9 protein-coding genes and 1 tRNA gene are annotated in these 12,982 nt (G+C 58.2%); 7 read left to right on the top strand and 3 right to left on the bottom strand.

The window, feature by feature from the left end; all coding sequences use genetic code 11:
- A complete protein-coding gene (locus AKU79_RS08675; RefSeq protein ID WP_050523207.1) occupies positions 1-2,259 on the top strand; it encodes a glycoside hydrolase family 2 protein in 2,259 nt (752 codons plus the stop codon).
- A gap of 206 nt (positions 2,260-2,465) precedes the next feature.
- A complete protein-coding gene (locus tag AKU79_RS08670; RefSeq protein ID WP_050523206.1) occupies positions 2,466-3,821 on the top strand; it encodes an MATE family efflux transporter in 1,356 nt (451 codons plus the stop codon).
- Here the strand turns inward: AKU79_RS08670 and AKU79_RS08665 are convergent.
- Positions 3,818-5,101 (bottom strand): Nramp family divalent metal transporter, encoded by a 1,284-nt coding sequence (locus AKU79_RS08665; RefSeq protein WP_050523205.1) that lies wholly within the window; start codon positions 5,099-5,101, stop codon positions 3,818-3,820. The genes AKU79_RS08670 and AKU79_RS08665 overlap by 4 nt on opposite strands.
- A gap of 251 nt (positions 5,102-5,352) precedes the next feature.
- Between AKU79_RS08665 and mntR the strand changes: the two genes are divergently transcribed.
- A complete protein-coding gene (mntR, locus tag AKU79_RS08660) occupies positions 5,353-5,790 on the top strand; it encodes a manganese-binding transcriptional regulator MntR (protein WP_082223997.1) in 438 nt (145 codons plus the stop codon).
- 118 nt (positions 5,791-5,908) lie between these two features.
- Here mntR and AKU79_RS08655 read toward each other — a convergent pair whose 3' ends face one another.
- Positions 5,909-6,790, bottom strand: a complete 882-nt coding sequence (locus AKU79_RS08655; RefSeq protein ID WP_082223982.1) for a DUF2059 domain-containing protein — start codon at positions 6,788-6,790, stop codon at positions 5,909-5,911.
- 189 nt (positions 6,791-6,979) lie between these two features.
- On the opposite strand from AKU79_RS08655, the gene AKU79_RS08650 reads away from it, so the two are divergent.
- The 4 genes from AKU79_RS08650 (at position 6,980) to AKU79_RS08630 (ending at position 12,676) form a co-directional block, all read left to right on the top strand.
- Positions 6,980-7,069, top strand: a tRNA-Ser gene (locus AKU79_RS08650).
- Positions 7,070-7,571: 502 nt separating this feature from the next.
- Positions 7,572-10,493, top strand: coding sequence for a class I SAM-dependent DNA methyltransferase (locus AKU79_RS08640; protein WP_050523201.1), 2,922 nt, complete (start codon positions 7,572-7,574; stop codon positions 10,491-10,493).
- Entirely contained in the window at positions 10,483-11,520 is a 1,038-nt protein-coding gene (locus AKU79_RS08635) for a restriction endonuclease (RefSeq protein ID WP_050523200.1), read from the top strand. Before AKU79_RS08640 ends, AKU79_RS08635 begins: the two co-directional genes overlap by 11 nt.
- Before the next feature lie 136 nt (positions 11,521-11,656).
- Positions 11,657-12,676 (top strand): hypothetical protein, encoded by a 1,020-nt coding sequence (locus AKU79_RS08630; RefSeq protein ID WP_156209614.1) that lies wholly within the window; start codon positions 11,657-11,659, stop codon positions 12,674-12,676.
- Between the two features lie 18 nt (positions 12,677-12,694).
- On the opposite strand, the gene AKU79_RS19720 is transcribed toward AKU79_RS08630, so the two are convergent.
- The coding region (locus AKU79_RS19720) for a hypothetical protein (protein WP_231580132.1) at positions 12,695-12,982 on the bottom strand (288 nt) is incomplete at its 5' end.

Here is a 12,982-nt window from a genome sequence, read left to right as displayed (position 1 = left end):
ATGCGCAACAACAGCAAACTGAACGCCGGATGGACCTTTGCGGCGGGCTTTGATGCGGCTTGGGTCAATACCCCGCTTGCAGGTGACACGGTCACCCTGCCCCATAACGCGGTTGACCTGCCGCTGAACTATTTTGATGAAACCGCCTATCAACGCGCCTTTACCTATCAGCGCGAATTGGCGTGGGATGACGCGTGGACAGACCGCGAGGTTGAACTGCGCTTTGATGCCGCGATGGCCGATGCCGTTGTCTGGTGCAACGGTGTGGAAATCATCCGCCACGCCGATGGCTATACCCCCTTTGCCGCCCGCCTGACCCCGCATCTGACGCGCGGCATCAACCGCATCACCGTGCGGATTGACGGCTCGGAAAACCCCGAAATCCCGCCTTTCGGTGGCCGGATCGACTATCTGACCTATGCGGGCATCTACCGCGATGTCTGGCTTCGGGTGCTGCCCCGCGCCCATCTCCGCAATGCCAAGATTGAAACGCCAGATGTGCTGGCGGCGGATAAAACCGTCAAAATTACGGTGACGAGTGAGGCCGCCTCTGGCACGGCCGAGGCTGTTATTCTTGATGCGACAGGCGCAGAAATTGCCCGCGCCACAGGTGCAATCACCGACAACCGCGCCGAAATCAACCTGACCGGCCTGCAAAACATCGCACTTTGGTCCACCGAAACGCCGGTGCTTTATACCGCGCAAATCACACTGGACAGCGGCGATAAAACCCTGACCCGCTTTGGCTTTCGCCAGATCGACTGGACGGCAAAAGGCTTTCTTTTGAACGGCAAGCCGCTGAAACTGCGCGGGCTGAACCGGCATCAAAGCTTCCCCTATTCCGGCTATGCGCAAGGCAAACGCGCCCAAGAACGCGATGCCGAGATTTTGCGCCATGATCTTGGCTGCAACATCGTGCGCACCTCGCATTATCCGCAAAGCAGCTATTTCCTGGATCGCTGCGATGAAATCGGCCTGCTGGTGTTTGAGGAAATCCCCGGCTGGCAGCATATCGGCGGCGCCAAATGGCAGGATGAATCCATCCAAAACGTAGCCCGGATGATCGAACGCGACTGGAACCACCCGTCGATCATCATCTGGGGTGTGCGCATCAACGAAAGCATGGATGCCCATGATTTCTACATCCGCACCAACGCCGCTGCCCGCGCGCTCGATACCACCCGCCCCACCGGCGGCGTGCGCTATATTACCGAAAGCGAGCTGCTTGAAGACGTCTACACAATGAATGACTTTGTGTTGGGCGAGTTTGAGCTGCCGGGCAACAACCGCCCCCGCACTGCGCTGCGGACCCAAGCCGAGGTGACGGGCCTGCCCAATCCAGTGCCCTATATCATCACCGAATATAACGGTCACATGTTCCCCACCAAAGCGGGCGACCCCGAGGCGCATCAGGCCGAGCATGTGATCCGCCACCTAGAGGTGCTGAACGCCGCCCACGCCGACCCGCAAATCGCGGGCTGCATCGGCTGGTGCATGTATGATTATAACACGCACAAAGATTTCGGCGCAGGCGACCGCATCTGCCACCACGGCGTGATGACGATTTTCCGCGAACCCAAATTCGCCGCCTACGCCTATTCCAGCCAAAAGCCCGCAAGCGAAGGCATCGTGATGGAACCCGTCACCGTCTGGGCGCGGGGCGAGCGTAACATCGGCGGCGTGCTGCCCCTGATCGTGCTAACCAACTGTGATGAGGTAGAGCTGGCCTTTGCCGATGTCGTCAAACGTGTCGGCCCGGATGTGGAACGTTTTGGCCATCTGCCCAACCCGCCTGTCATCATCGACCACCGCCATTTCTCGCCGGATGAGCTGGGCCATTGGGGCCAAAGCTGGCACGGCGGGCGGATCACGGGTTTTCTGAACGGCGAGAAAGTCGCTGAACGGCTGTTCCCCGGTGACAGCGTGCCCACTACCTTGGAAATCCTACCCGATTCCACCGAGGCCGAGGCTGATGCAAGCGCGGAAATCCGCGTGATCTTCCGCGCGCTGGATCAGGCAGGCAACAAGATGCTGTTCTTGAATGAGCCCTTGACCCTGCAAGTCGAAGGCCCCGCCAAAGTGATCGGGCCAGAGACGACCGTTCTGGCTGGCGGCACCTCTGGTGTCTGGCTGCGGCTTACTGGGGCCGTCGGGCAGATCACGCTTTTGGTCACCTCGCCGCGTTTTGGTACGCAAAGCGTCACCCTGCAAGCAGTGCCCCCGCAGCCACAAAACAAGCTGCAAACCTTCGCACTTTAGCCCAGCGCCCTGAGTCGGGCTTCGCCCCGCTTCACCCTTTCCCTCCCCCGTTTTATTGGGGGCGGGACACCTATTTTCCCGTCTCCAAAGCCCACTTGCGGCAACTACCATACTAAAATACCAGATTCTCAGCCCCAAAGCACGTTTCGCCCTTGCCACTCCTCCTGCTCGGCCCTTAGGTACATCCACACCCCCGATGGATTACCATGACCGACACGCTTCCCCCGCCCACGACCAAAGATATGCTTTCCATTGCTTGGCCCCTGATGCTCAAGGCGATGATGCTGAACGGGATTGTCGTGATCGACGCCTATCTCGTCTCGGCCTTGGGCGAAGAGGCGGTGGCGGCGATGGGCCTTGCAGCGGCCTTTGGCAGCCTTTTGCTCGGGGTGCTGTTTGCCTTTTCCACGGCGACCCAAATCCTGATCGCACAGGCCTTCGGCTCCAGAAACCCGGTCGCGTTGAAAACCGGCTTTTACGCAGGCGTCATCATCAACCTCGCCTCGGCGGCAATCGGTGCCGCTATTGTCTGGGCCATCGCCCCGCCGCTAATCGCCTCTTTCGCCCACAGCCCCTGGATCGCTGAACAAGCCTGGAATTACCTGCTGGTTTTCCTCATCTTGGTCTTTGTCGAGGCGGTCGCCCAATGCCTTGGCAGCTATTTCAACGGCCGCAGCAAAACCGTCATCCCGTTTCGCAGCTATCTGATCGCAGTGCCGATCAACGTTCTTGCCAGCTATGCGCTGATCCACGGCCATTACGGCATGCCCGCCCTTGGCGTGGTCGGCGCGGGCATCGGCAGCGTCATCGCCTCAACCGTCCGCGTGGCCTATCTTGGCACCAGCTTTTACCGGCTGACCGGCGCCTACCGCGATGTTGCGGGCTGGATGCAGGCCACACTTTGGCAATCCACCAAACGCCACCTGAAATTCGCCCTACCCATCGCCGGCACGTTTATCAGCAACGCCCTCGCCGTCTATGTCCTCGCACTGCTCTTTGCCAAAATGTCGGTCAACAACTTCGCCGCCCTGACGCTGATCACCCCATGGATCAACCTTACCGGCAATATCGGCACCTCGATCGCACAGGCCGCGGGCATCATCGTGGCCCAACTCTTGGGCAACAACCGCACAGGCGATGATCTAGACCTTTTCCTCAGCCGCGCCTGGCGCATGTCGATGATCGCCGCCGCCCTCGTCTCGGCCAGCTATTGCATCGTCACCTTCGGCGCAGATCTGATCTATGGCAACCTCGAGGCCGAAACCCGCGCCGCCTTGTTCAGCTTTCTGCCAGTGCTGCTGCTGCTGTCGTTCCCTAAAGGCTCAAACGCGATGTGCGGCCATACCCTGCGCGCGGCGGGCGACACGCTTTACGTGATGAACATCTTTGTGCTGTCGCAATGGCTGTTTCGTGTACCGCTCACGGCGCTGTTCATCCTCTATTGGGATACACCCGTCACATGGGTTTTCGCCCTGTTCTTGGGCGAAGAGCTGGTAAAATTCCCGCCCTTCCACAAGCGCCTGTTCAAAGGCGATTGGAAACGCGGGCTGTCGCAATCCTAACCCAAACCCACCAAACCAAACACCTCGCCCAACAGCACAAAATTCAAAACCAGCACCACGCCTGCGCCAAAAATCGCAAGGCCGCGCACCACAGGGCCGGTCACGAATACGCCCATCACCTCGCGCCGCGCCGTCAGGATCAACAGCGCAATCATCGGCACCGGCAGCGCGATACTTAACACGACTTGCGACATCACCAGCGCCTCGGTCGCATTAACCCCCATCGCCACAACCGCAAAAGCCGGCATCATCGTCACCGCACGGCGAAACCACAACGGCAACCGTATCCGCAAAAATCCCTGCATAATCAACTGCCCGGCCATCGTGCCAACGACCGAGCTGGAAATCCCCGACGCCAAAAGCGAGATCAGAAACACCACCGCCGCAGCCCCGCCCAGCAAAGGCGTCAACAAGTGATAGGCGGTTTCAATCTCGGCCACCTCGGGGTTGCCCGCGTGAAACGCACTTGCCGCCATCATTACCATCGCCATATTCACCATGCCCGCCGCCGCAAGGGCCACGACCACCTCAATATTCGAAAACCGCACAACGCGCGCCCGCGTGGCATCATCCGGCGTCACTGCCCGCCCCTGCGTTAGCCCCGAATGCAGGTAAATCGCATGCGGCATCACCGTGGCCCCAATGATCCCCACGGCAATCGTCAGTGCGGTCATATCGGGCAGATTTGGCGTCACCAAGCCCAGCGCGGCATCGCGCCAATCAATGGGCGCAATCACCAGTTCCACCAGAAAACACAGCCCGATCACCGCGACAAAGGCGCCGATCACCAGCTCCATCGGGCGAAAGCCTTTGGCGTCAAACATCAAAATGCCATAGGTCACAATCGCCGTTATCACCATCCCCCAGAACAAAGGGATGCCAAACAACAGCGCCAAACCAATCGCGCCGCCCAGAAACTCGGCCAAATCGGTGGCCATCGCGGCAATCTCGCTGATAACCCACATCACAAAAACCACCGGCTTGGGAAAATAGTCGCGGCTCAACTCGGCCAGATTGCGCCCTGTCACAATACCCAGCCGCGCCGAAAGCGCCTGAAACAGCATCGCAATCAGGTTGGCGGCCAGCACCACCCACAGCAAGCCATAGCCATAGCCCGCGCCGGCCTGAATATTCGTCGCATAATTGCCGGGGTCCATGTAGGCGATCGATGCGATCACTGCAGGCCCTACAAAAAACAGCGCACGCCGCGGCCCCATTTTTCCGCCGGCCAGAATGTCGGCCATGCCCTTGCGCGCCCGATCTGTTGTGTTCAGTGCCATGTTTTCTTGCCCTCGGCTTTCTCAGGTCAAATAAAGCCAAGGCTACACTTTTGTCAACGGGCTGGTAATCATGGCCGAACCTTCATTTTGCGTTGGTCCAAAATGCCGCAACTTTAAATACGCCTCTGAAAGTATAGCCAAGGCTGCAAACCGTGCCATCACTTGCAACCCCGCCCCCCTTCTGCTAAAAATCCCGCCAGCGTGATACAGCGGGGGACGTGATGCCAAACCAAAATCGTCCGGCCGCCGAAATGCCCGACTCAGCTTCAGCGCAAGACACTGCACAGGCCGAGCGCTTTAACCAAGCCCGCGCTGCCCAAGCCGTTGCCGTGCTCGAGGATTACGCCGAAATGATCGGCGATCTGATAGAGGAACTGGGTGAGGCCCGCGTCACCGACATTGCGGCCCGTATGGGCGTGGCCCACCCGACCGCAACCAAAGCCGTCGCCCGCCTAAAACGCGAAGGTCTCTGCACCTCTCGGCCTTATCGCGGCGTTTTCCTAACGCCCGCCGGTGCCGAACTGGCCGAGCGTGTCCGCGCGCGCCATCGCACCGTTGTTGATCTGCTTATCGCCATCGGCGTGCCGCCCGAAACAGCCGAGCTTGACGCCGAAGGGCTGGAACATCACGTCTCTGATACCACCCTCGCCGCCTTTGACGCGTTCTTGGCCAAACAGCCACCGCGCTAGCGCCACCCTGCCCTTTTCAGGGGTTAATGTTTGGTAAATAAAAAATGCAAAACCGCTTATTATCAGCGGGTTAGCAATACGTCCGCGCGCGGTCAACGCAGGGAAACGGGCCACAAACTCAGATATCCTCGCCCATCATCTGCTTGCCCGCCGCCCGCCCCAAATCGCGCGAAATTTGGGTGAAAACCGTATCAAAAGCGCTGAACAAGGCATGGTTCAATTTCTGCCCCGCCTCGGATTTTGAAAACGCGATATAATCGGCCAATTCCGCATCTGAAAGCGGCCCATAAGCCAGCGCCAGGTAGGGCAAAACCCAGGCCTCTGTCTCGGCCCGAATATCCGCCTCCTGCCCCCAAACATTGGCCAGCATATCTTGTTCAGACATCTCACCTGCCGCGCCGCCCACCTCGGCCAGCCCCTGAAAAAACGCCAGATTGGCATTCATAGCGCCGGCGATATTCAACTCGACCAGATCATTGGTATCCGAAAAGGTCTGCAACGCCTCGATCCGCGGCGCGGCCTCGGCCATCATATCCTCCACCCGCGCCTGCGCCGCATCTTCAACCGCCTGATCCATCAAAGACCGGCGCGCCTCAATTTCCAGCGTCAGAATCCGCTGCCCCAGATCTGACGCGAAGAACCCCTCCATCGCTGCCAGATCCGCATCACTCCCCTTCAAAGCCGCCCCAAACGCCCCCTCGAACCGCGCCCGCATTGTCGGCTCATCATAAATGGCCTCCACCGCAGCAGCCCACCCGGCCCCCGCATCGCCCGAGAACAGGTCCTGTTCCATACTGTCCCCGTATTGCAGCCCTTCCTGGCGCATCACATCAATCACGTCAGCGATTTTCAGTGTATTCACCAATTCGGAAACAGTCGGCACCTTACTCGCCTGAATCTGAAGTAACGGAACGGGTTTTGCATCGGCCATCACCAAAGACCCCAGGCCAGCAAACAGACCGAGCAGACAAACCTTTGCGAAGTTCACGCGAGCATTCATTTTCTGACACCTTGGAAAAGCATGTACATACCTATCCCGCCCCGCAATACTTGCCAACCCGCGCACAGCATCCTGCGGCAAATTCATGCCACGCAAAAAAAATCAGACCGCCATTCAAAAATTGCAGCAAATCAGACTTGCAACACATTCCGCGGCGCGTTAAACGCCCCAAGATACGATCCCCGACGCGGAGAGGTGCCGGAGTGGTCGAACGGGGCGGTCTCGAAAACCGTTGAGCCTTTACGGGTTCCCAGGGTTCGAATCCCTGTCTCTCCGCCATATACCATTGAAATCATTGAATAATTCCTGATTTTAACCCCCTCACCCCATCCTGACCCCGTTTGGGAGGTTGGCTTGCTGAGTGTTGGTTTCCTAGGCGGATTCATCACATCGATACGGCCCGGGGTGCGTCGGAATGTCGCATGTTTGCGCGCATGTGGGCGTTGATCGTCCGGCAGGAGCAGCGATGGTTGGGGCATGTCGGACTTGAACGCCGCGTCCGTGGCGGACAAGCGCAAGACGCCGGACGGGGCGTGGCGGACGGGCATGGACGGGCCGGATGTGGACACCGCGCAGCGGCGGACGCCAAGCCCGGACATGGACGTGGACGGGAAGACACCCTCCACCCCCCGGCCTACCCCGACGGCGCGGCTGTAACCTCTCTATACCGCGCCCACAAAGCGGTGATTTTTCTGGAATTGGTGACAAAGCAGACAATTCCCCCCTTGGCTTCAATCCCTATCCAAGGCTTACTGCGGTCGAAGTATTTGGGGCTAGGCGCATGACACCGCAGCAATTTATCGACAAATGGCGCAATGTTGATCTGAAAGAGCGCACAGCGTCCCATAGCCATTTCCTTGATCTATGCACCCTCTTAGGCATTCCCGACCCGGTTACTGCGGACCCGAAGGGCGAATGGTTCACCTTTGAAAAGGGCGCGTCCAAATCATCCGGCGGCGAAGGCTGGGCCGATGTTTGGCGAAAGGATTGCTTTGCTTGGGAGTACAAGGGCAAACGCAAAGACCTCGACAAAGCCTTTGACCAACTACGTCAATACGCAATCGCGCTAGAAAACCCGCCTTTGCTGATTGTGTCGGATATGGACCGCATCCGCATCCATACCAACTGGACCAACACCGTTCAAAAAGTCCATACCATCGAATTGGTAGACCTGACGGACGCCGCGAACCGCGATCTTCTGCGCCACTGTTTTACCGACCCCGAACGCCTCAAACCCGCCAAAACCCGCCAACTACTTACTGAGGAAGCCGCCCAGCGCTTTGCGACACTTGCCCAGCGCTTGCGAGGCCGGGGCCATGACCCCGAAGCAGTGGCGCATTTCATCAACCGCCTTGTGTTTTGTATGTTTGCCGAAGACGTGAACCTGCTGCCCAACAAGATGTTTGAGCGGATGATAAAAGCCGCGCGTCCCAAGCCTGAAACCTTTGACGCCCACGCCAAAACCCTGTTTGCCGCCATGCGCACGGGCGGCATGGTCGGCTTTGAGGCGGTGGAGTATTTCAACGGCGGCTTGTTTGACAGTGACGACACCCTACCTTTGACTTGGGAAGACCTTGACGACCTTATTCGCGCGTCCACTCTGGATTGGTCCGATATTGACCCCTCTATCCTTGGCACCTTGTTTGAACGCGGGCTGGACCCGGACAAGCGCAGCCAACTGGGCGCGCATTACACCGACCGCGATAAAATCATGCAAATTGTTAGCCCGGTTATCGTGCAACCCCTGCTGGCAGAATGGGCCGAGGTGCGGGGCAAGATTACCGAACTGCTAGACAAAGCCCCAAAGGCAACCAAAGAAAAGCTACTGCGGGGCAAAGACCTTGCTGCCAACACCAAGGCGCACAAAGACGCCGAGGCACTGCACAAGGGCTTTATCGAACGCCTCAAGGCCTTTCGTGTACTTGACCCAGCCTGTGGGTCTGGCAACTTCCTCTATATCGCGCTGTTGGAATTAAAAAACATCGAACACCGCGCCAACCTAGAGGCCGAAGCGCTAGGCCTACCGCGCGCTTTCCCCTCTATCGGGCCAGAATGTGTTTTGGGCATAGAGTTGAACCCCTATGCCGCCGAACTGGCCCGCGTTTCGGTTTGGATTGGCGAAATCCAATGGATGCGGCGCAATGGCTTTGAGGCCGCGAGAAACCCGATTTTGCGCACGTTGAACACGATTGAGAATAGGGATGCCGTGCTGAACGCCGATGGCACGCGCGCGAGTTGGCCCAAGGCCGATGTGGTGGTGGGCAACCCGCCGTTTTTGGGTGCAAGCAAATTGCTGGGCGAGCTGGGCGAGGACTACACCTCAACTCTGCGCAAGGCGTGGGGCGATACTGTGCCGGGCTTTGCCGATCTGGTGTGTTACTGGTTTGCAAAGGCGTGGTCGCAGATGCAGGCGGGAGAACTTACCCGCGCCGGGCTGGTTTCCACCAACTCCATTCGTGGCGGGGCAAACCGCGAGGTGTTGAAGCCCATTGTAGACGCAGGGCGGATATTTGAGGCTTGGGCAGATGAGGAGTGGACGGTTGACGGCGCGGCGGTGCGCGTATCACTTATCTGCTTTAATACAGTAAAGGGCGGCAAGTCTTGCCTTGGCGGGATTGAAGTGGAAGAAATCCACTCTGACCTTACTTCCAATTCACATGGTTTCAATCTTACTAAAGCGGCGCGAATTCCGGAAAATGTCGGATATTGCTTTGAGGGAATGAAAAAATACGGCGAGTTTGATGTACCGGGAGACACCGCTAGGGAGTGGCTGACATTGCCAACTAATGTTCACGGCAAGCCAAATTCAGATGTTTTATTTCCCTTAATAGTTGCCATTGATATTGTCCGCCGACCAATGGATCGTTGGGTTATTGATTTTGGCACTCATCCAACCCTTGAGGATGCTGCACTTTTTGAGCGCCCTTTTCAGCATGTTTCTACATTTGTATATCCCTATCGGCAAACTGTACGGCGCGAACGAACTAAGGCCCGCTGGTGGATTTTCGAAGAAGCCCGTGTTGCCTTGCGAAAGCGCTTAGATGGCTTGCCGCGCTACATCGGAACGCCGCGCGTTTCAAAGCACCGAATTTTTGTTTGGCTAGATGCGTCAGCAAAACCCGATACCGCAATTGACGCCATCGCCCGCGACGACGACACCAGTTTTGGCATCCTGCATTCCCGCTTCCATGAACTCTGGGCGCTGCGCATGGGAACGTCATTAGAGGACCGCCCCCGCTACACCCCCTCTACCACCTTTGAAACCTTCCCCTTCCCCGAAGGCCTCACCCCCAATATCCCCGCCGCCGATTACGCCGCCGACCCGCGCGCCCAGAAAATCGCCGCCGCCGCAACCGACCTCAATACAAAACGGGAAAACTGGCTCAACCCCGCCAATCTGGTTAACCGCGTGCCAGAAGTGGTTCCCGGCTACCCCGACCGCATCTTGCCCAAGGATGAAGCGGCGGCAAAGGAGTTGAAAAAGCGCACCCTGACCAACCTCTACAACGCCCGCCCCGCATGGCTGGACCACGCCCACAAAGCGCTGGATGAAGCCGTGGCCGAGGCCTACGGCTGGGGCGATGATTACCGCGCGGGGCTGCTGACCGAAGACGAAACCTTGTCGCGCCTGTTCCACCTCAATCAATCCCGCGCGGCGGCTGAGGCCAAAGCTAGCAAGAAAGGCAATGCCAATGGCAAATAACCCAACCGTCTGGGGCGTTCATATGGGCGCGCATGTTGGCGACCGCCCAATTGACGGCGGGTATGTAGGAATTGGCTGGGACAAAATGGGCGATTTGACCCAAATAGCGCCCGACAGGGAAGCGTTCAAAGCCGCGCTTGCCGTAGCCTATCCCGACAAAAAAGCGGGCGCTATACCTGTCGATGCAGGATCAATGTTCAAATTTCTGCATGAAATCAAAGCTGGGGACATTGTCGTCTACCCCTCTAAAGCAGACCGTATGGTCAATATAGGGCGATTTAAAGGGTCGGCTGAATATGTAGCAAATGACCCTGACGATTATCTAACGCACCAACATGTGGAATGGCTAGGGCATTTCCCTCGCAACGAATTCAGCCAAAGCGCGTTGAATGAAATCGGCTCTTTTCTGACAATGTTTCGGATAAAACGACATAAGACCGAATTTCTTGGCAAAATTGATCCAAGCATCAAGACCAGCCTACCCAGCATAGCGGCTGACCCTTACGAGGCAGAAGACACAACTGACGACGACACGGCGACGGTTGCCGCTTCGTTGCAGGCCGAGGCAAACACAAGCGATTTTGTCATCAAGCGGCTTATGACAGAACTGACGGGCCACCAATTTGAAGACTTTATGGCACACCTGTTGGAGTGCATGGGATATACCGCGCGGGTGACGCCAAAAAGCAGCGATGGTGGCGTGGACGTGATTGCTCATATGGACGCGCTGGGCCTACAACCGCCGATAATCAAGGTCCAATGCAAGCGTATAACCAGCCCTATCGGCATAGCAGAAGTAAACCAACTTCTTGGTACTTTGGGCGAGGGTGAGTTTGGATTGTTTGTGTGTCTTGGGTCGTACACACGGCCAGCCATAGAGCTGGAGCGCAACAGATCGAAGTTGCGCTTGATTGATGGCGAGCAGTTTGTCGAAATGGTTTTGGAAAATTACGGTAAACTTTCGCCGCGCTATCGCACGCTATTGCCATTAAAGCAGATTTACGTTCCTGACCTGCCTAAGGTTTAGAGCAGGGATTGCGTGGACAGGGCGGCGGTGCGTTGACTTGGTGATTGAGTGCTAAGGATGCGAGGCTACTATAATACAGGATTTTATGTTATAGTATAACACATGCCTGTCTTGTCATTTATCCGAAAGCCCCCCCATGCAATGTCCGCCCGGTTTCAAATCAGACGCACAGCGCGAAAACTTCATTTCGGCGGCCAAGTTGCACCGGCGCGGCGGGGTTTTGTCGCCTGTTTGCGGCGCGCGGACGCGCACGGGAACAATCTGTACCCAAGTCCCGATCAGTGAAGGCAAGGGTCGCTGCCAACGCCATTGTGGGCCGGGCGCGGCGCGGGCGCATAGGGAAACCCAACTCCGGCAGATGCAAACCGGAAAGACCTCTCCGGAGGAATTTGCGCGGGCCGAAGCCCGCCGTGCCCGCAATCGCCTGACGAACGGTTGGAAGAAAAACCCGTCCCTGCCGGGGCGTACGATTGATCTTGGCGCGTCAGAAGGGCCATTCGTAGACGCCGTTCGGGCGCTGGGCGCGGACGTGGACGCGCTTTTGCCCGCCGTCCGAGATTGGTTGGCGTGGCGCTTCCAGCGGACGCAACTGGACCGGACGGCGGACGAGACATGGACGCGGGCCGTCCGGGTGGATTTGCCCAAGCGCATTGCGGACGCGGACGCCTCGATGGTTTGGGTCCGGTTGGGCAATCTGGACAAGCGTACGAAGGAAGGCCGCGCTATGAAAGCCGCATTGAGAGCCGGGGGCGAGCCTTTGGCCGCGAGATTAGCCACAACGGCTTCCCGGCCCGCGCTGGGCGAGGCACGGGGGCCGCTTGCGACACCCTTGAAGGTTTGGGCTGCGCAGCCGCCAGAGGGGCCTTCGAGGCGCATCTTGCCGGATCGGAACAAGATACCCAACCCGGCACGAATGAGTGCGCCTAAGCCGTTGGGGCGGCCAAGGAGGCGGCCAGACACGCCGGACGAGTTGGCGGCGCTTATGGCGGTCTATTGGGCTGCTGACAGCGCCGTGCAAGGCATGTTTCAGGCGATTGAGGGGGAAGCGGATAGGTTGGCCTTCCTGCGGGCCTTGAAGGGCGTTGCGGATGCGCCCGACGATCCAAACGCACAACGGCGCTGGGGGCACTGGTATAGGGCGCTTGCGCGGGCCTAGAACAGCCCGCGCAAGGCGTTACTCGGACACAGGCAAAAGCAGAAACCGTGCTTGCGTCTCAACCGCCCCTCCGACGCGCTTGGCATCGCGCCAAAGCGTTTCGCAGATCAAAGTGTCTTCTATGTCCGGGCTGGGGTTTCGCTTCCATGCGGTAAAGGCTGGGATGTGCGTAAAGGCTTCCCTTTTTAGGCGGCTTCCGGGGTCCGCGATGTGGTGCCCCACGATCCAGCCGCCGGGGGCGTCAGGATCAGCGACTCGGAAAGACAGGATCAAAATCGGCTTGCCGAAATTTCTTTCCGCAAACAA

It is taken from the genome of Pseudorhodobacter wandonensis (assembly GCF_001202035.1).
In the GTDB taxonomy this organism is placed as follows: Bacteria; Pseudomonadota; Alphaproteobacteria; order Rhodobacterales; family Rhodobacteraceae; genus Pseudorhodobacter; species Pseudorhodobacter wandonensis.
The sequence above is the reverse complement of the archived record's forward strand: the minus strand, read 5'-3'. Positions and strand labels throughout refer to the sequence as shown.